The sequence below is a fragment of the Cellulosimicrobium sp. SL-1 genome, from assembly GCF_011033075.1.
GTDB classification, from domain to species: Bacteria; Actinomycetota; Actinomycetes; order Actinomycetales; family Cellulomonadaceae; genus Cellulosimicrobium; species Cellulosimicrobium funkei.
On record NZ_JAACJC010000009.1, the window covers coordinates 65,513 to 83,274 of the forward strand.

Sequence of the window (17,762 nt, forward strand, 5' to 3'; positions counted from 1 at the left end):
TTCTCCTCGTTCGGTTCTCTGGTGCGTGGTCGGTGGTCTCGGGACGTCAGGGCAGGGTGGACCGCACGGCGCGGCGCGCGCTGTCGAGCACGGTGCGCAGCGTGTCGACCGTCAGCTCGGGCACGCCGCCGGTCGCGTCCGCCCGGCGCAGGTCCGCGCGGAGCTCGTCGCGGAAGCGCTGCAGCACGGCCTCCGCCTCGGCACGGCGCGCGGTCGACTCGCGACGCCGGGTGTCGTGCTCGCCGTCGCGCGGGCGGGCGCGCGCCGTCTGGGCGGCGGCGGCGAGCTCGGCGCGCAGGCCCCGCAGCGAGCCCTGCACGTCGGCGCGCAGCGCCTCGGCGCGCTGGCGCACCGTCTCGGCGATGCCGTGCTCGAGCGCCGCGACGTCCGCGCGCCGCGCCTCGATCTCGGCGCGCCCCGCGGGGGTCAGCTCGTACGTCGTCTTGCGCCCGTCGGCGCTGCGGTGGACCAGGCCCTCGTCCTCGAGCCGCGCGAGGCGCGGGTAGATCGTCCCGGCGCTCGGGCGGTAGGTGCCCCCGAACCGCTCGGAGAGCTCGGTGATGAGCTCGTACCCGTGCTTGGGCCCGGACGCGAGGAGCGCGAGCAGGTAGAGCCGGAGCTGGCCGTGGGCGAAGACGGTGGCCATCAGCGGTCCACCGGGCCGCTCGCGGGAGCCGGTCGCCCGGCGGGAGCACCGGGGCTGCCCCACGCCGGGGCGTCCGGGGCCGCGTCCTGCACCGGGGGCGCGTCGGCCGGGGCGGACGACGTCCCGGCCGTCCCCCGCAGCACGGTGACGTCGCCCGAGACGGCCGAGACGCGGACGGGCGCGCCCGCGCCGAGCCGCGCCGCGCGGTGGAAGGAGCGCGCGGACCCGCGCTGCTCCTCCCCGTCGACGACGAGCCGGCCGCTGAGGCAGCGCACGGCGTAGTCCATCGCGTCCGGGTCGGGCAGGCGCACGAGCACGTCGGCGGAGACGGCGCTCACCGTGATCTCGTCCGGCGTCGTGCGCGTGTCCACGGTCACGGAGCCGGAGACCGAGTCGAGCCGCAGCGAGCGCAGGGCACCCGTCGCGGTGAGGCCGCCGGAGACGGACTCCATCCGGACCGGGCCGTCGTGCTCGCTCGCGGCGACCTCGCCGGAGACGGTGTCGACGCGCAGCGGGCCGCGCGTCCGGCTCGTCATGACGGCACCGGACACGGTCGCGAGCCGCACGCCCTCGCAGGCTCCCGCGACGAGCGCCTCGCCCTGCACGGTCGCGACCTCGACCTGCGCGCCCGCCGGGACGGCGACGTGGACCTCCGCGGCGTCCTTGCCGGTGTACGTGCGGAAGCGCTCGAGGAAGCCCTTCCAGCCCGCCTCGAACGGGCCGTAGCCCACCCGGAGCGTCGTCCCGTCGAGCCGCACCTCGAGCGCGCGCCCGCTCACCGAGTGCACCTCGACGCGCGCGTCGGTCCGTGCCGGGTCCTCGTGCGCGACGACGTCGATGCGCCCGCCGATCATCGTCGCGTCGAGCCGGCGCACGAGCGCGAGGTCGATGGCCTGCGGACCGGTGAGGGTCCAGAGCTCCTGCGTCATCCCGCGCTCCGTCCTGGTCGCCGCGCGCGCCGGGTCGACCAGGACGGCCGGGCAGGCACTCGCGATATATCTCGTTCCGCCAGACACGATATATCGCGTGCTCGACCGTGACAAGGGGTCGCGTGTGGGACCATGGGAGACGGACTGGACACGCCGAGACCGGTCGTTCCACGTCGACACCCGTCGAGAACCGCCGAGACCGGCAGCACTCCCCGACCGTCAGGAGAACACCATGAGCAAGCGCGGACGCAAGCGTCGCAGCCGCAAGGGCAACGCCGCGAACCACGGCAAGCGCCCCAACGCCTGAGACGGCGCAGCCCCCGCGAGCGGGAGCACGGAAGAGGGCCCGGACCGACGTCGTCGGTCCGGGCCCTCTCTCGTGCGCGCGGGCCCTCGGGCTGGCCCCGGGGCCCGGGTCAGCGGGTCTCGACGACCGTCGTCGTCGAGACCATCACGGTGAGCTGCGTGTGGATGCGCTCCCGCAGCCCCGCCGGCGCCTTCTCGTGGCACGAGCGGCGCACGAGCTGCTTGACGAGCTCCTCGACGCTCAGCTCGGCCAGGCACGGCGAGCAGTGCGCGACGTGCTGGCGCATGCGCAGCTCGTCGTCGGGCGTCATCTCGGAGTCCAGGTACTCGTACAGGTGCGTGAGCGCGTGCTCGCACTCGGACTCGCCCGCGGTCGAGTGCGGGATCGGGGTCACCGGCTCCTCGACCGGACCCCGTCCGGGCTCACGGGTCTCTGACGTGCTCACGACTCACCTCCGGGGCTCTTCGCGCCCACCAGTCCTCGCCTCGCGGCGTAGTCGGCCAGCAGCTCGCGCAGCTGGCGCCTGCCTCGGTGCAGGCGGGACATGACCGTGCCGATCGGTGTCCCCATGATCTCCGCGATCTCCTTGTACGGGAAGCCCTCGACGTCGGCGTAGTACACGACCATGCGCCGGTCCTCGGGGAGCTCCTGGAGCGCGCGCTTGACGTCCGAGTCCGGCAGGCGGTCGAGCGCCTCCGCCTCGGCCGAGCGCAGGCCCTGCGACGTGTGCGACGCCGCGCGCGCGATCTGCCAGTCCTCGACGTCGTCCGTCTGCGCCTGCTGCGGCTCGCGCTGCTTCTTGCGGTACGTGTTGATGAACGTGTTCGTGAGGATCCGGTACAGCCACGCCTTGAGGTTCGTGCCCGGGCGGTACTGGTGGAACGCCGCGAACGCCTTCGCGAACGTCTCCTGCACCAGGTCCTCGGCGTCCGAGGGGTTGCGCGTCATCCGCAGCGCGGCGGAGTAGAGCTGGTCGAGGTACTGCAGGGCGTCCCGCTCGAACCGGGCGGCACGCGCGGCGTCGCTCTCGGCCTCCGGGGCGCGGTTCGTGTCCTCGGCGTCCGTCGCGTCGGCGGGCGGCGTCGTGCCGGCGGGCGCACCGGCGTCCGGCGTCGTTCCCGACGTCGTCGCAGGGCTGCCGGAGACGTCGCTGCCGGAGATTCGCTCTGTCATCAACAACGAGCCTAGTCCCCCGTTCGTCTGGGTGTTCGATGTGGCGTCCCGCGCACGGCTCGGCACCGACCACGCGGCGGCGAACGCGGCGTCCGGCGCCGGGGACCCCGGGGTCGGCGACGCGACCCGGGCGGCGGGTGCGGGAGTCTGGAGCAGGGCGGTCACGAGGGGTGCAACCCGCGAGCGCCCCCGGGCATTCCCGGCCCGGGCACCGCCGCGGGTGGCGCCGTCCCGGGGGGCGCGGCAGGCTGGGACCCACCGGAGGACGCCCGCCCAGGGCACCGGCGAGTCACCAGCGATGAGGAGAGAACCGATGCTGCTGCGTCACCTCGCGAGGCCCATGCTGGCCTCGTGGTTCGTCTACGACGGGGTCCAGGCCGCGCTCAAGCCGGCGGAGCACGTGCGGGCCGCGCGCGCGGGCGTCGAGCTCGTCGAGAAGCGCGTCGGCATCGAGGCCCCGCTCAGCGAGCGGCAGGTGACGACGCTCGTCCGCGCCCACGGCGCGGCGACGGCGGTCGCGGGCCTGTGCCTCGCCGTCGGCAAGGCGCCCCGGACCGCCGCGCTCACGCTCGCCGCGCTCACGGTCCCGCTGGCCGTCGTCAACCAGCCGTTCACGGGCGGCGAGGCCACGCGCACCGAGCGGACGCGGAAGTTCGTCGCGAACGTCGGCGCGATCGGGGCCGCGCTCATCGCGGGCGCCGACTACGAGGGCCGCCCGGGCGTCCAGTGGCGCCTCGAGCGGGCGCGGCACGACCTCGCGCTCGCCAAGCAGGCGAAGCAGGAGGCCGTCGTCGCGGGGGCGAAGAGCACGGCGAAGGACGTGTCGCGCTCGGCACGCCGCGCCGCGAAGGCCGCCCAGGACGCCGCGCAGCACGCTGCGAGCAGCACCGCGGGCGCCGTGCACGACGCCGGGGCCGCCGTCCGCGCCAAGGTCGCCTGACGCGCCGACCCGCGCGGCCGCGCCCGTCCGCCCGGCGGGACCGGCCGTCGTCGGGCCGCGACGCTCCACTAGCCTGGACGCCATGACGACGCAGCCCCCCGCGCCCACCGACGCACCGTCCCCCGCCCCGGCCGACGCCTGGGTCGCGCCCACGGCGGGCGGGCCGCTCGACGCGACGGTCGAGGTCCCGGGGTCGAAGTCGCTGACGAACCGGCTGCTCGTGCTCGCGGCGCTCGCCGACGGTCCCGGGACGCTGCGGGGCGCGCTGCGCAGCCGCGACGCCGACCTCATGATCGCCGCGCTGCGCGCGCTGGGCGTCGGGGTCGAGGAGGGCGCGTCGCCGACCGAGCTGCACGTCACGCCCGGCGCCCTGCGCGGACCGGTCGACGTCGACTGCGGCCTCGCCGGGACGGTCATGCGCTTCCTCCCGCCGGTCGCGGCGCTGGCGGACGGCGCCGTGCGGTTCGACGGCGACGAGGGCGCACGGGTGCGGCCCATGGGCCCGGTGGTGGCGGCCCTCAGCGCGCTGGACGTCCCGGTCGCGGGCGACGACGGCCCCGGCCTGCCCACGACGCTCCCGTTCACCGTGCGCGGGCGCGGCCGGGTCCGCGGCGGGTCCGTCGACATCGACGCGTCGGCGTCGAGCCAGTTCGTCTCCGGGCTGCTCCTCGCGGCGGCGCGCTACGACCAGGGCCTCACGGTCCGGCACGTCGGGCACACGCTGCCGAGCATGCCCCACATCGAGATGACGGTGGAGGTCCTGCGGGAGGTCGGGGTCGTCGTCGACGACTCGCGCCCGGCGATCTGGCGCGTCGAGCCGGGGCCGATCGCGGCGCGCGACGTGCAGGTCGAGCCCGACCTGTCGAACGCCGCGCCGTTCCTCGCGGCCGCGCTCGTCGCCGGGGGCACCGTGCGCGTCACGGGCTGGCCGACGGCGACCACGCAGCCCGGCGCCATGGTCCCGGAGCTGCTCGAGACCATGGGCGCCACGTCGTCCCTCGACGGCGACGTGCTCACCGTGACGGGCACGGGCGAGGTGCGCGGCGTCGACGTGGACCTGCACGCCGCCGGCGAGCTCGCCCCCACGATCGCCGCCCTCGCGGCCCTCGCCGACGGGCCCAGCCGCCTGCGCGGCATCGCGCACCTGCGCGGGCACGAGACCGACCGCCTGGCCGCGCTCGCAGCCGAGATCACGCGCCTCGGCGGGCAGGCCGAGGAGACGCGCGACGGGCTCGTCATCACGCCGCGCCCCCTGCACGGCGCCGTCTTCCGCACCTACCACGACCACCGCATGGCGACCTCGGCGGCCGTGATCGGGCTGCGCGTGCCGGGCGTCGGCGTCGAGAACGTCGCGACGACGGCCAAGACGCTCCCCGGCTTCGCGGGCATGTGGGAGCGGATGCTCGGCGGCTCGGGAGCGGCGGCCCGCTGATGGCCCGCGTCCCGGACGAGTCCGACTTCCGCTCGCGCCCCGGCAAGCGCGGCAGCCGCCCGCGCACCAAGCAGCGCCCCGAGCACGCGGACGCGGTGACCGGGTTCGTCACGGGCGTGGACCGGGGCCGGTACACGCTGCTCGTGGGCGGGACCGACGACGGGACGGTCGTCGGCGCCGAGGACGAGCGCACCGTCCTCGCCATGAAGGCGCGCGAGCTCGGGCGCACGCGGATCGTGTGCGGGGACCGCGTCGACCTCGTCGGCGACGTCACCGGGGACGACGGCTCGCTCGCGCGCATCGTCCGCATCCAGGAGCGGTCGTCGGTGCTGCGCCGCACCGCCGACGACACCGACCCCTACGAGCGCGTCATCGTCGCGAACGCGGACCAGCTCGTCGTCGTCACCGCCCTCGCCGAGCCCGAGCCGCGCACGCGCATGATCGACCGGTGCGTCGTCGCCGCGTACGACGCCGGCATGGACGTCCTGCTGTGCCTCACCAAGGCGGACCTCGCCGACCCGGCGCCGCTGCGCGCGCTGTACGAGCCGCTCGGCGTCTCCGTCGTCGTCACGCGGCGCGCGCCCGACGGCCTCGCGCCGGACGGCTGGGCCATCGAGCCGCTCGACGCCGTCCGCGAGGCGCTGGCCGGGCGCACGTCGGTGTTCGTCGGGCACTCGGGCGTGGGGAAGTCGACGCTCGTCAACGCGCTCGTGCCCGACGCCCGGCGCGCGACGGGGCACGTCAACGACGTCACGGGGCGCGGCCGGCACACGTCGACGTCGGCGGTCGCGCTGCGCCTGCCGGGCGGCGGGTGGGTCATCGACACCCCGGGCGTGCGGTCGTTCGGGCTCGCGCACGTGCAGGTCGACCACCTGCTGCGCGCGTTCGAGGACCTCGACGCCGTCGCCGCCGCGTGCCCGCGCGGGTGCACCCACCTCGACGACGCCCCGGACTGCGCGCTCGACGACTGGGTGGCGGACTCCCCCGACGACGCCACCCGCGACGCCCGCGCGGCGCGGCTCGAGTCGTTCCGGCGCGTGCTCGCCTCGCGCACCGGCGCCGCCTGAGCCCGCACCCCGCGCGGCGCCTCCCCCGGCCCGTGCGCGCACCGCTACGGTGTGAGCCATGACGCCCCCCTCGACGCGCGGCTACGACGACGACCTGCGCCTCGCCCACGTGATCGCCGACCAGGTCGACGCCCACACCCTGTCGCGCTTCAAGGCGCTCGACCTGCACGTCGAGTCCAAGCCCGACTCGACGCCCGTGAGCGACGCCGACCGGACCGCCGAGGAGATCATCCGCGGCCAGCTCGGCCGGGCCCGTGGCCGCGACGCGATCGTGGGCGAGGAGTACGGCGAGACGGGCCACGGCGCCCGCCGCTGGATCGTCGACCCGATCGACGGGACGAAGAACTTCGTGCGCGGCGTGCCCGTGTGGGCCACGCTCATCGCGCTCGCCGACGGCGACGAGGTCGTCGTCGGGCTGGTGTCCGCGCCCGCGCTCGGCCGGCGCTGGTGGGCGGCGAAGGGCACCGGCGCGTGGACGGGCAAGTCGCTCGCCGCCGCGTCGCGCCTGCACGTCTCGGGCGTCTCGTCGTGGTCCGACGCGTCGCTCGCCTACGCGTCGCTCGACGGCTGGGAGGAGCGTGGCAAGCTCGAGCCGTTCCTCGACCTCATGCGCGGCGCGTGGCGCACGCGCGGCTACGGCGACTTCTGGTCGTACATGCTCGTCGCCGAGGGCGCGGTCGACGCGGCCGCGGAGCCCGAGCTCGAGCTCTACGACATGGCCGCGCTCGTGCCGATCGTCACCGAGGCGGGCGGGCGGTTCACGTCGCTCGACGGCGCCGACGGCCCGTGGGGCGGCAACGCCGTCGCGACGAACGGCCTGCTGCACGACGAGGTGCTGGGCCGCCTGGGCTGACGGGGCTCGTCACCCCGGCGGCCTCCCAGATTCGGTCCGCCCGGGTTCGCCCCGGCCTCAGCCGCGCGGCACGTCCTTGAGCTCGGACCAGTCGTACCAGAGCAGGTCGCGCTCGCCCACGCGCTCGATGGCCGCGTCGAGCGCCGCGTCCGCGTCGGGACCGTCGTCGTCCGCTGCGGCGAGCACGGCCTCGACGTCCGCGACCGCCTCCGGCTCGTCGACGTGCACGCACACGATCGCGACGTCGGGCACCGTGCGCAGCACCTCGACGGCGCTCGGCGCGGGCGCGTCCTCGTCGTCGGAGTCCTCGGCCCCCACGACCTGGACCGCGCCGTCGGGGACCTCGAGCGTGACGACGAGCCGCTGCCGCGGCGCGTCCGGGCGTGATGCGACGAGCGCGAGCGAGTCGTCCGCCGCCTCGAGCGCCGCCGCGTACTCGAGGCCCTCCTCGTCCTCGTCGGGCAGCGCACGCGTCAGCGCGGCGGTCACGGCGTGGGCGCCGCGCGGGGCGACGGTCCAGCGGGCGGCGTCGGCAGTCACGGTGACGGCGTCGAGCTCGTCGAGCGTCGCGGGGAGATAGATGCGCATGGGTTCAGTGTGCCGCCTCGAGCACCGGGCCGGGCGCCGCACCACGCCCGGACGGGGCGGCCTCCCGCACTGCCTCCGCGAGCCGGGCCAGCGCGCGCCGGGCAGGGCTCGCCGGGGCGGTCTCGCCGAGCATCCTTCCCTCCCGGAGGGCCACGTCGACGGCGGTGTCCTCCGGCACGACGTGCAGGTCCTCGACGCCGGCGTACCGCGCCATCGCGTCGCGCACCGCGCGCTCGGGCCGTGGCCCGACGACGCTCGCCCGCACCCGGTTCGCGACGACGACCCGGGCCGCGGCGACCGCCGCCCCGGAGTCTCGCAGCTCGTCGAGCGCGCGGACGAGGCGCTGCAGCCCGACCGGGTCTCCGCCGCCCACGACCACGACGACGTCCGCGGCGCCCAGCGCGCTGAGCGTCGCGTCGTGGCGCTGCGGGGCGCGGGTGTCGTAGCTGAGCAGCTCGTCCTGCTCGATGCCGAAGCCGCAGTCGACGACGGTCCAGTCCGCGACCGACCGCGCCACCTGCCACACCGCGTCCAGCGACGGGCCCGGCAGCTCGGGCCAGCGCGCCGCCCGGGCGAGGCCCGTGAGGACCCGGACGCGGGGCACGAGCACCGGGGCCAGCGCGCGGAGGCCCGCGGCGTCGAGCACGCCCTGACCGGCGCTGCGGGCCGCGGCGGCGAGCCCCGGGGACTCGTCGAGGAGCCCGAGGCGCTGCGCGACCGTCCCGCCGTACGTGTCCGCGTCGACGAGCAGCACCTCGGCCGGGGGCCCGACGGTGGCCGTGGCAGCCGCGTCGACCTCGCGCGCGCGGCGTGCGGCGCGGCGCCGCCGGGGCCTCCCCGCGAGCGCCGGGCCCGCGAGCTCGACCGCGAGGTTCGTCGCGACGGTCGTGCGGCCCGGCGCCCCGGTCGGGCCCCAGACGGCGACGGTCCGGCCGTCGCGCCGGTCGCCCTCGCCGTCGGCCGGCACGGGCGCCGGGACGCGGGCGGGCGCTCCGGGCGGGCCCGAGTGCGCGGTGCGCGCCGGCACGACCGCCCGGACGGCGTCGCACAGGGTGCCCGGCGACCGGTCCACGTCCACCACGGTGTCCACCCCGTGGGCCCGCAGCCGGTCCTCCTCCCACGTGCCCCCAGGGGCGAGCGCGACGACCCGGACGTCGTGCGCGTGCAGGTCGGCCACGGCCTGCCGGTCCAGCGCCGGGAGGTCGTGCGAGACGACGGCGACCCGCCCGGCCCCCGCGGCCGCCGCGGCGAGCAGCTCGACGACGTCCGCGCAGCGCCGCGTCACCCGCAGCCCGGACGCGTCGAGCGCCGTGACGACCTCCGCCTCGCGCGCCCCGCGGACCGCGCACAGGACCGTCGTGACCGTGGTCGCGCCGCTCACCCCGCACCGCCGACCGGGACCAGCGCGAGGGTCCCCTCCCCCGCGACGGCGGCGAGCACGGCGGGGAGGTCGTCGACCTCGACGAGCACGTGCACCGTCGTCGGCCCGCCGACCACGAGCGTGCCCTCGCCCTCGTCGACCTGGGCGACCGTGACGCCGCCGACGAGCATCTCCGGCACGGCGCCCGGCCCGTCCGGGACGTCCTGCGCAGCGTCCGGGGACGGTGCGGCGGCGGCCTCCGGGACGTGCCAGAGGTCGACGTCGGCGCCGGCCACGATCCGCTCCGAGAGGCCCGACGTCACGGGCACCGCGACCGCCCGCACCGCGAGGTCGGTGGCGGCACCGAGCGCCGTCGCGGGGACGAGCTCGCCCGCGGCCACCGTCCGCAGGACGACCGCCTCGTCCGGGAGCCCGTCCTCGACGAGCAGGTAGCGGTCGGTCTGCGCGCCGAGCCGCACCTCGACCGTACGCAGCTCGGCCGCACCGACGGTGGTGCCGGGCGTCAGCGGCGTGCCGGCCGCGTACACCGCGACGGTCCGGCTCGCGCTGCTCACGGCCCAGGACCCCAGCGCGACGGACAGCGCCACCACGACGACCCCCACGAGCAGCCGCGGGTCCTTCCAGCCCGGCCGCCGCAGCCGCGCGGCGGGCGGGGGCGTCGCGGCCCCCGGGACGGGTCGTTCCACGGTCGTCGTCATCCATCTCCCCCTCGGTGGTCGGCACGTCGCCCGTGCCGCGGCTTCATGATCCCCGGTCGGCGGGGCGCGTGGCAGGGCCTGTGGACGAGCACCGCGGTGGGGTGTGGGCGTGCCAGACTGACGCCATGCCCCAGCGGTTCCTCACCCTCGCCGACGTCACGGACGAGCTCAACATCTCGGCGGCCCAGGCGTACGCGCTCGTCCGGTCGGGAGAGCTGCCCGCGATCCAGGTGGGCGGTCGCGGCCAGTGGCGGGTCGAGGTGAGCGAGCTCGAGGCGTACATCCAGCGCATGTACGCGCAGACGCGCCAGCGCATCGAGGCGGGCGACTTCGACGGCTGACGGCACGCCGTCGCACCTCCGCGGCCCTGTACCGCGTCCCCACGCCGTAGCACGACGACGTCTCCGCTCCCTCGGCTCCCCCTGCCGCGCGCTCACCTCGGTACGTACCCCGTCTCCGCCTCGCTGACGCACACGAGGGCCGACCAGGGGACCACCCGCGCGCCGTGTGCGCTGCCGGGCGACGGCTCGAGGTCGAGATGGTCCTTCCCCACCCGGGCGACCCACCCGGACCAGGACCCGGCGGTCGTCCGCACCTGGACCGGTCTCCGGTCCCGCTGGAGCGCCCGCAGCACGTGCCCGAGGCCGAGCGTCGCCGACCGGGACGAGCGCGGCGGGTCGGCGTGCCGCCCGAGACCTCGCACCGCGACCACGGCGTCCAGCGGGACGAGGTGCTGCCGGCGGCCGTCGACGACCAGCGCCCACTCCTGCGCGACCTCCCGCACCTCGCCGGTCACCGCCGACGCGTCGCGGAGCTCGAGCGTCACGGGCCCCGGCGCGGCGCGCAGCCGCTCGGTGAGGAGCACCGTCGCGTGCTCCGCCCGGGTCAGGTCGGCGACCGCGGCGACGCGGTCCTGCGACTCCGCCGCGGCGAGCTGCGCCGCGAGGTCGTCGAACAGGGCGTCCCATCGCATCGGCACACCGTAGCGGGGTGCCACCGCACCCGACCCTCCGTCGTCCACATCACGGGACGGGCCTGGACAGGCGTCGATCCTGCGCGCTTAGATCGATGTGTCGTCATCAAACGACACCAAACGACATCAAAAGCCGTCGAGTGCGCGACGGCAGGCAGGGGGCAACGATGGACCGGGGTACTGCTGCATCCCGACGAGCCGGGGGTCTGCTCGCCCTCCTCGCGCTCGTCCTCGCCCTGGGCGGCGCGACGACCGTCCTGTCGCTCCGGGCGCTGCACCTCGTCGCCGCGCTCCCGACGCAACGCGTCGAGCCCTGGGTGGAGCTCGCCGCGGTGTCGCTGGGCGCGCTGGCCGCTCTCTGGGTCGCGCTCAGCGCGCTCGTCGCGCTGGCCTGCGTGGCTGCCGGTGCCGCCGGGCGGTCCTGGACGACGGGAGAACGACTCCTGCGCCGTGCGGCGCCGGCCGTCGTCCGGCACGCGGCGCGCGCCGCCGTCGGCGCCACCGTCGGCGCGGGTCTGCTCGTCGCCGGCGGGGCGGCGCACGCGGCCGCCCCGGCAGACGACCCGGGCGTCGTCGTCGTCGATCTCGGGTGGCGACCCAGCGGTGCCGTCGCAGCGGACGAGGGCACGGTGTCGGGGAACGGCGCGTCGGAGAGCGCCGCTTCGACGTCCCGGACGACCCCCGGCGCCTCGTCCGCCACGGCGGACGGCTCCATGGCGGGTTCCGACGGTCCGTCGAGCATCCGGGCGGACGCCGCGCCGGGCCAACCCGCGCCGGTCACCTCGGTGCCGCCGTCTTCGGTGCCGGCATCGTCCGTGCCGGCGCCTTCGGTGCCGCCCTCCGGGGTGCCGGGGGACGCCGGCACGTCGCAGGACCCCCACCGCTCGCACGGTGCCACCTCCGCAGCGACCGACGCGCCGCCGTCGACCAGCACCGAGAGTGCTGGTGCGGGAGACGCCGCGGGCTCCGGAGGGAAGCACGCCGCCGGGGCGGGCGTCGTCGGCCAGGGGGCAGAGGCCTCCGGCGCCGCGGGACCGACGGTCGCCGCGGAGGGGACCTCGTCGGACGCCGCCCGCCAGCGCGACGCGGCGCTGGCCGTGACGCGCGATGTGCCCGGCCCGGAGACCGCGCCGGAGGTGGTCGTCGTGCGCGGTGACTCGCTGTGGTCGATCGCCGCCCGGCACCTGCCCGCAGGGTCCACCGACGCGCAGGTCGCGGAGGCGGTGGAGCGCTGGTACGCGGCGAACGCCCACGTGGTGGGCGCGGACCCCGACCTCGTCCGGCCGGGCCAGGTCCTCGTCGCACCGTCCGCCTGACCACCGCCGACCTCGAAGGAGCCCCACCATGACCGCTCCCCTGCTGGCCGGCGCGCACGCCCCGGTCACCACCGTGACGCCCGCGGCCGCACCGACGGTCCCACCTACGAGCGGGCCCACGGTCCGCCCGCTCCGCTCGACGAGCGTCCCGTCCGCCCCACCGGCGCGGCTGCTCCGCTGCCTCGGCGACCCGACCGTCGCCACGGTCGACGTGACCGACCCGACGGCGGCCCGCGTGCCGCAGCACGTCGTCCGGGGTCGTCCCCTCGGGCGCCCGACGACGCCTGTGCCCCTGCCGGACCCGACCGCGCTGTGCTGCGCCGTGGTCCGGGCTGCGGTCGAGGTCGTCCGGGGCGAGCGCACGGTGGGACAGCTCGCGCGGTGGGTGTCGCCGGAGATCTACGAGGCGCTCGCCCGGCGCGCTCGGCTCGTGGCCGACGGGCCGGGCGAGACCCCGGCCCGCCCGGTCGCCGTCCGCCGCGCGCGCGTCCTGCGCATCGGCGACGGCGTCGCCGAGGGGACGGTCGTCGTCCAGGACGGGGACCGGGTCCGCGCCGCCGCGGCGCGGCTGGAGGCGCGCCGCGGAGCCTGGCGCGTGGTCGCGCTCGAGATCGGCTGAGCCCTTCCCGGTCCGGGCACGACGACGCCCTTCCCGGACCGGGCACGACGACGCCCTTCCCGGACCCGACATCCCCGGCGGCCTTCCTGGCTGGGCACGACGACGGCGAGGCGCCCACCCGCAGGTGGACGCCTCGCCGTCGTCGTCAGGGTGCCCGGCGGACGGGCACCCGGTCAGGCCTCGTTCTGGCCGTGGCAGACCTTGTACTTCTTGCCGGAGCCGCACGGGCACTGCGCGTTGCGGGGCGTGCCCGGGAAGGTCCGGCCGTCGCTCTCGACCGCCGTCGCCTCGCCGTGCAGCGCGCGGCGCGAGCGTCGGCCCGCGTCGCCCGACACCACGGCCTGGCCCGTGCCGTCCTCGCTCGGGGCGGTGTACGACAGCGGGACCTGGCGGTCGGGGCCGTCGAGGCCCTTCGCGATGAGCGTGCCGGGGCGGTCGCCGCCCGGGCCCTCGGCCGCGGCACGTGCCGCCACCGGCTCCGGCGCGACCGGCGCGTCCTCGACGGGCGCGTCCTCCACGGAGGCGTCCTCGACCGGCTCGTCCGCGACGGGCGCGCCGTCGACGGGCGAGTCCTGCGTCGGCGCCGCGTCGCGCTGCGCCGCCGCCGCGAGACCGGCCGCCGCACCGGCCGACGCGGCACCCGCCGCGCCGCCGAGCGCCTGGCCCGCGGCCGACTGCGCGGCCTGCGCCGCACCCGCGACGGAGATCGCCGGCGCCTGGCCCGTGGCCGCGCCCGGCTCCGCGACCTTGACCTCGAGGTTGAAGAGGTACCCGACCGTCTCCTCCTTGATGGCCTCGGTCATCGCCTGGAAGAGCTGGAAGCCCTCGCGCTGGTACTCGACCAGCGGGTCGCGCTGCGCCATCGCGCGCAGCCCGATGCCCTCCTTGAGGTAGTCCATCTCGTAGAGGTGCTCGCGCCACTTGCGGTCGAGGACCGAGAGCGTCACGCGACGCTCGAGCTGGCGCATGTTCGCCGCGCCGAGCTGCTCCTCGCGGTTCTGGTAGGCGATGCGGGCGTCCGAGAGGATCTCCTCGAGCAGCATCTCGCTCGTGAGGCGCGTCTCGCCGCCGGCCTGCTCCACGACCTCGTCCACCGTGATGGAGATGGGGAACACCGCCTTGAGCGCGGTCCACAGCCCCTCGAGGTCCCAGCTCTCCGGGTTGCCCTCGGCCGTGGCGCCCTCGACGTACGCGGTGACCACGTCGGTGAGGAAGTGCTGCACCTGCTCCTGCAGGTCCTCGCCCTCGAGCACGCGGCGGCGCTCGTCGTAGATGACGGTGCGCTGGCGCGACAGGACGTCGTCGTACTTGAGGACGTTCTTGCGGATCTCGAAGTTGCGCGACTCGACCTGGCCCTGCGCGCTCGCGATGCCGCGCGTCACCATCTTCGACTCGAGCGGCACGTCGTCGGGGAACCCCGCGCGGTTCATCATCGACTCGGCGAGCGTCGAGTTGAACAGGCGCATGAGGTCGTCCTGCATGGACAGGTAGAACCGGGACTCGCCCGGGTCGCCCTGACGGCCGGAACGACCACGGAGCTGGTTGTCGATGCGGCGCGACTCGTGCCGCTCCGTGCCGAGGACGTAGAGACCGCCGAGCTCGCGAACCTCGTCGTGCTCCGCGGCGACCGCGGCCTTCGCCTTCTCCAGCGCGTCGGGCCAGGCGGCCTCGTACTCCTCCGGGTTCTCCGCCGCGTCCAGGCCGCGCGCCGCGAGGTCCGCGACCGCCATGAACTCCGCGTTGCCGCCGAGCATGATGTCCGTACCACGGCCGGCCATGTTCGTCGCGACCGTCACGGCACCCTTGCGGCCCGCGAGCGCGACGATCGCCGCCTCGCGCTCGTGCTGCTTCGCGTTGAGGACCTCGTGCGGCACGCCCTGCTTCTTCAGCTTGGACGACAGGAGCTCCGACTTCTCGACGCTCGTCGTGCCGACGAGCACGGGCTGGCCCTGCGCGTGTCGCTCGACGATGTCCGCGACGACGGCGTCGAACTTGCCCTCCTCGTTCTTGTAGACGAGGTCGGGCTGGTCGACGCGCTGCATCGGGCGGTTCGTCGGGATCGGCACGACGCCGAGCTTGTACGTGCCCTGGAACTCGGCCGCCTCGGTGTCGGCGGTACCGGTCATGCCCGCGAGCTTGGAGTACAGGCGGAAGTAGTTCTGGAGCGTGATCGTGGCGAGCGTCTGGTTCTCCGCCTTGATCTGCACGCCCTCCTTGGCCTCGATGGCCTGGTGCATGCCCTCGTTGTACCGGCGGCCGGGCAGGATGCGGCCCGTGTGCTCGTCGACGATCATGACCTCGCCGTTGAGCACGACGTAGTCCTTGTCGCGCTTGAAGAGCTCCTTCGCCTTGATGGCGTTGTTGAGGAACCCGATGAGCGGCGTGTTGAGCGACTCGTACAGGTTGTCGATGCCGAGGTAGTCCTCGACCTTCTCGATGCCGGGCTCGAGCACCCCGACCGTGCGCTTCTTCTCGTCGACCTCGTAGTCCGTCCCGGGGTTGAGACGGCGCACGACCTTGGCGAACTCGCCGAACCAGCGGTTCGTGTCGCCCGAGGCCGGGCCCGAGATGATGAGCGGCGTGCGCGCCTCGTCGATGAGGATCGAGTCGACCTCGTCGACGATCGCGAAGTTGTGGCCGCGCTGCACGAGGTCGTCCGTGGACCACGCCATGTTGTCGCGCAGGTAGTCGAAGCCGAACTCGTTGTTCGTCCCGTACGTGATGTCGGCGGCGTACTGCTCGCGCCGCTGCGCCGGCGTCTGGCCGGACAGGATGACGCCGGTCGACAGGCCCAGGAAGCGGTACACGCGGCCCATGAGCTCGGACTGGTACTTCGCCAGGTAGTCGTTCACCGTGACGACGTGGACGCCCTTGCCCTCGAGCGCGTTGAGGTACGCGGCCGTCGTCGCGACGAGGGTCTTGCCCTCACCGGTCTTCATCTCGGCGATGTTGCCGAGGTGCAGCGCCGCGCCGCCCATGAGCTGGACGTCGAAGTGCCGCTGGCCGAGCGTGCGCCGCGACGCCTCGCGCACCGCGGCGAACGCCTCGGGGAGCAGGTCGTCGAGGGTCTCGCCCGCCTCGAGGCGCGCCTTGAAGCGGTCGGTCTCCTCCCGCAGCTCCTCGTCGGTGAGATCCTCGAAGCCGGGCTCGAGCTTGTTCACCTGGTCGGCGATGCCGGACAGCTTCTTGAGGATCCGGCCCTCGCCGATGCGAAGGACCTTGTCGAGGATCGAAGGCACGCAGGACTCCCGTATCGATCGGTGCCCGGGCCGGGTGGTCCGGGAGCAGAGCCGACGCTCTGCCGCGCGGGCGCGCACGGCAGCGGACGTCGGCAACGTCACACAACATCGTAGGGGAGTCGGGGCCGCGCCGGTCCCGTCCGGGTTTCGCCGACGACGAACCTCTCCCCCGCGACGTCGTCCGCCAGCCTACGGCGAGGGCCACCCGGGCCGGGCGCCTCGTCCACCGCCGACACGGCGGTCGGGACGATCGCGGCGGCGGCGCCGCCAGCGACGACGGCAGCGACGACGTCAGTGCGCCGCGACCTCGGCGGCGAGCGCGGGCGCCAGGTCCCCCACCGGGGCGACGTCGACCTCCGGCACCCCCAGCCACCGGCCCAGCACGTGCAGCTCGGCGGCGAGGCGCGCCGCCGTCTGCGGCCCGGCTGCCTGCTCGCGGTGCGCCGACTGCACGCGCAGCACCCCGGCCCGACGGTCGGCCTTGAGGTCGACGCGCGCGGTGAGCGCCTCTCCCTCGAGGAAGGGCAGGACGTAGTAGCCGTGGACCCGCTTCGCCGCGGGCACGTAGATCTCGATCCGGTAGTGCACGTCGAACAGCCGCTCGAGGCGCGTCCGCTCGAACACGAGCGGGTCGAACGGGTTGAGCAGCGTCGTCCCCGTCGCGCGCCGCGGGAGCGCCGCGTCCGCGTGCAGGTAGGTCGGCTCTTCCCACCCCCGCACGGTCACCGGGCGCAGGGTGCCCGCCTCGACGAGCTCGTCGAGCGCCGTCCGCACCGCGGGCCCCTTGAGCCGGAAGTAGTCGCGGAAGCAGCGCAGCGTCCCAACCCCGTGCGCGCGGGCGCCGATCTCGAGCAGCGCCCGGACGGCGTCGGCGTCCGCGACCGGCGGCGCCGCGACGACCTCCGGCGGGAGCACGCGCTCCGTGAGGTCGTAGCAGCGCTCGAACGCGCCGTTGCGCCGCGCGGACGTGATCTCCCCCGTGAAGAAGAGGAACTCGAGCGCGCGTTTCGCGACCGTCCAGTTCCACCCCCACTGCGAGCGGTCGCGCGGGTGCGCCCGGCCCTCGGCCTCGAGGATCTCGTGCACCTCGCTCGCGGTGATCGGACCGCGCTCCGTGACGAGCCGCCGCACGTCCTGGACCGCCTCGGAGTGGCTCATCTCGACCGCGCTGATGGTGCCCCACGCCTCGGTGCGGTACCGGCGGCGGCGCCACTCGAGCAGCGGCCACGTGCTGGGCGGCACGTAGGACGCGACGTGCGCCCACGTCTCCACGAGCCGACGCGGCGCACGGCCCGCCGCGCGGTCGAGCAGCGCCGTGTCGTACGGGCCGAGCCGCGCGTACAGCGGCATGAGGTGCGCCCGCGCGAGCACGTTGACCGAGTCGATCTGGAGGAGCCCCAGGCGGTCGATGACCCCCTGGACCTGCCGCATCGTCGGGGCGCGGCCGCCGGACCCGGCACGCGCGGCGACGTCCGGGCGCTCCCGGTGCAGCCCTTGCGCGGCGAGCGCGACACGGCGCGCCTGGGACAGGGACATCGACTCGGACCTCGACGGCGTGGCGACCACCCCCCGATCCTCCCCGCCCCCACCCACACGCCGAC

Annotated in this window: 17 protein-coding genes; 7 read left to right on the forward strand and 10 right to left on the reverse strand. The window is 75.8% G+C overall.

Annotated features, from left to right (window positions below; translation table 11 throughout):
• Positions 1-46: 46 nt before the first annotated feature.
• The 4 genes from GWJ10_RS14650 to GWJ10_RS14665 form a co-directional block, all read right to left on the reverse strand.
• Positions 47-646, reverse strand: coding sequence for a PadR family transcriptional regulator (locus tag GWJ10_RS14650; protein ID WP_076405974.1), 600 nt, complete (start codon positions 644-646; stop codon positions 47-49).
• Positions 646-1,575 carry a DUF4097 family beta strand repeat-containing protein gene (locus GWJ10_RS14655; RefSeq protein ID WP_144722704.1) on the reverse strand — a complete coding sequence of 310 codons (930 nt, stop codon included), beginning with the start codon at positions 1,573-1,575 and terminating at the stop codon, positions 646-648. The genes GWJ10_RS14650 and GWJ10_RS14655 overlap by 1 nt, the downstream gene beginning before the upstream one ends.
• A gap of 416 nt (positions 1,576-1,991) precedes the next feature.
• Complete coding sequence (gene rsrA, locus GWJ10_RS14660) at positions 1,992-2,327, reverse strand: mycothiol system anti-sigma-R factor (RefSeq protein ID WP_241005831.1); 336 nt, start codon at positions 2,325-2,327, stop codon at positions 1,992-1,994.
• Positions 2,324-3,055, reverse strand: coding sequence for a sigma-70 family RNA polymerase sigma factor (locus tag GWJ10_RS14665; protein ID WP_228088180.1), 732 nt, complete (start codon positions 3,053-3,055; stop codon positions 2,324-2,326). Before GWJ10_RS14665 ends, rsrA begins: the two co-directional genes overlap by 4 nt.
• Positions 3,056-3,368: 313 nt before the next feature.
• On the opposite strand from GWJ10_RS14665, the gene GWJ10_RS14670 reads away from it, so the two are divergent.
• The 4 genes from GWJ10_RS14670 (at position 3,369) to hisN (ending at position 7,347) form a co-directional block, all read left to right on the forward strand.
• Entirely contained in the window at positions 3,369-3,995 is a 627-nt protein-coding gene (locus GWJ10_RS14670; RefSeq protein WP_074807584.1) for a DoxX family membrane protein, read from the forward strand.
• An 82-nt stretch (positions 3,996-4,077) separates the two neighbouring features.
• Positions 4,078-5,427, forward strand: a complete 1,350-nt coding sequence (gene aroA / locus GWJ10_RS14675) for a 3-phosphoshikimate 1-carboxyvinyltransferase (RefSeq protein WP_163188269.1) — start codon at positions 4,078-4,080, stop codon at positions 5,425-5,427.
• Positions 5,427-6,494, forward strand: coding sequence for a ribosome small subunit-dependent GTPase A (gene rsgA, locus GWJ10_RS14680; RefSeq protein ID WP_034655119.1), 1,068 nt, complete (start codon positions 5,427-5,429; stop codon positions 6,492-6,494). The genes aroA and rsgA overlap by 1 nt, the downstream gene beginning before the upstream one ends.
• Positions 6,495-6,552: 58 nt before the next feature.
• A complete protein-coding gene (gene hisN, locus GWJ10_RS14685; protein WP_137281202.1) occupies positions 6,553-7,347 on the forward strand; it encodes a histidinol-phosphatase in 795 nt (264 codons plus the stop codon).
• A gap of 57 nt (positions 7,348-7,404) precedes the next feature.
• Here hisN and GWJ10_RS14690 read toward each other — a convergent pair whose 3' ends face one another.
• From GWJ10_RS14690 to GWJ10_RS14700, 3 genes are read right to left on the reverse strand one after another with little or no spacing between them, the layout of a single operon-like run.
• Positions 7,405-7,935, reverse strand: coding sequence for a hypothetical protein (locus GWJ10_RS14690; protein WP_043655874.1), 531 nt, complete (start codon positions 7,933-7,935; stop codon positions 7,405-7,407).
• A gap of 4 nt (positions 7,936-7,939) precedes the next feature.
• The gene (locus GWJ10_RS14695; protein ID WP_163188271.1) at positions 7,940-9,316 is read right to left on the reverse strand and encodes a hypothetical protein; all 1,377 of its coding nucleotides are present in this window, start codon (positions 9,314-9,316) and stop codon (positions 7,940-7,942) included.
• The gene (locus tag GWJ10_RS14700) at positions 9,313-10,014 is read right to left on the reverse strand and encodes a hypothetical protein (RefSeq protein WP_163188273.1); all 702 of its coding nucleotides are present in this window, start codon (positions 10,012-10,014) and stop codon (positions 9,313-9,315) included. The genes GWJ10_RS14695 and GWJ10_RS14700 overlap by 4 nt, the downstream gene beginning before the upstream one ends.
• Positions 10,015-10,139: 125 nt before the next feature.
• Here GWJ10_RS14700 and GWJ10_RS14705 point away from each other — a divergent pair, with 125 nt between their 5' ends.
• Positions 10,140-10,355 carry a helix-turn-helix domain-containing protein gene (locus tag GWJ10_RS14705; RefSeq protein ID WP_061269161.1) on the forward strand — a complete coding sequence of 72 codons (216 nt, stop codon included), beginning with the start codon at positions 10,140-10,142 and terminating at the stop codon, positions 10,353-10,355.
• A 92-nt stretch (positions 10,356-10,447) separates the two neighbouring features.
• On the opposite strand, the gene GWJ10_RS14710 is transcribed toward GWJ10_RS14705, so the two are convergent.
• Entirely contained in the window at positions 10,448-10,987 is a 540-nt protein-coding gene (locus GWJ10_RS14710; protein ID WP_043659709.1) for a hypothetical protein, read from the reverse strand.
• Positions 10,988-11,154: 167 nt separating this feature from the next.
• Here GWJ10_RS14710 and GWJ10_RS14715 point away from each other — a divergent pair, with 167 nt between their 5' ends.
• Positions 11,155-12,303, forward strand: coding sequence for a LysM domain-containing protein (locus GWJ10_RS14715; RefSeq protein WP_163188274.1), 1,149 nt, complete (start codon positions 11,155-11,157; stop codon positions 12,301-12,303).
• Positions 12,304-12,331: 28 nt separating this feature from the next.
• Positions 12,332-12,922 (forward strand): Rv3235 family protein, encoded by a 591-nt coding sequence (locus tag GWJ10_RS14720; protein WP_241005832.1) that lies wholly within the window; start codon positions 12,332-12,334, stop codon positions 12,920-12,922.
• Positions 12,923-13,095: 173 nt separating this feature from the next.
• Here the strand turns inward: GWJ10_RS14720 and secA are convergent, their stop codons facing one another.
• Entirely contained in the window at positions 13,096-16,161 is a 3,066-nt protein-coding gene (secA, locus tag GWJ10_RS14725) for a preprotein translocase subunit SecA (RefSeq protein WP_061269158.1), read from the reverse strand.
• A 291-nt stretch (positions 16,162-16,452) separates the two neighbouring features.
• On the reverse strand, positions 16,453-17,697 hold the full coding sequence (locus tag GWJ10_RS14730; protein WP_061269173.1) for a crosslink repair DNA glycosylase YcaQ family protein: 1,245 nt from the start codon (positions 17,695-17,697) through the stop codon (positions 16,453-16,455).
• Positions 17,698-17,762 lie beyond the last annotated feature (65 nt).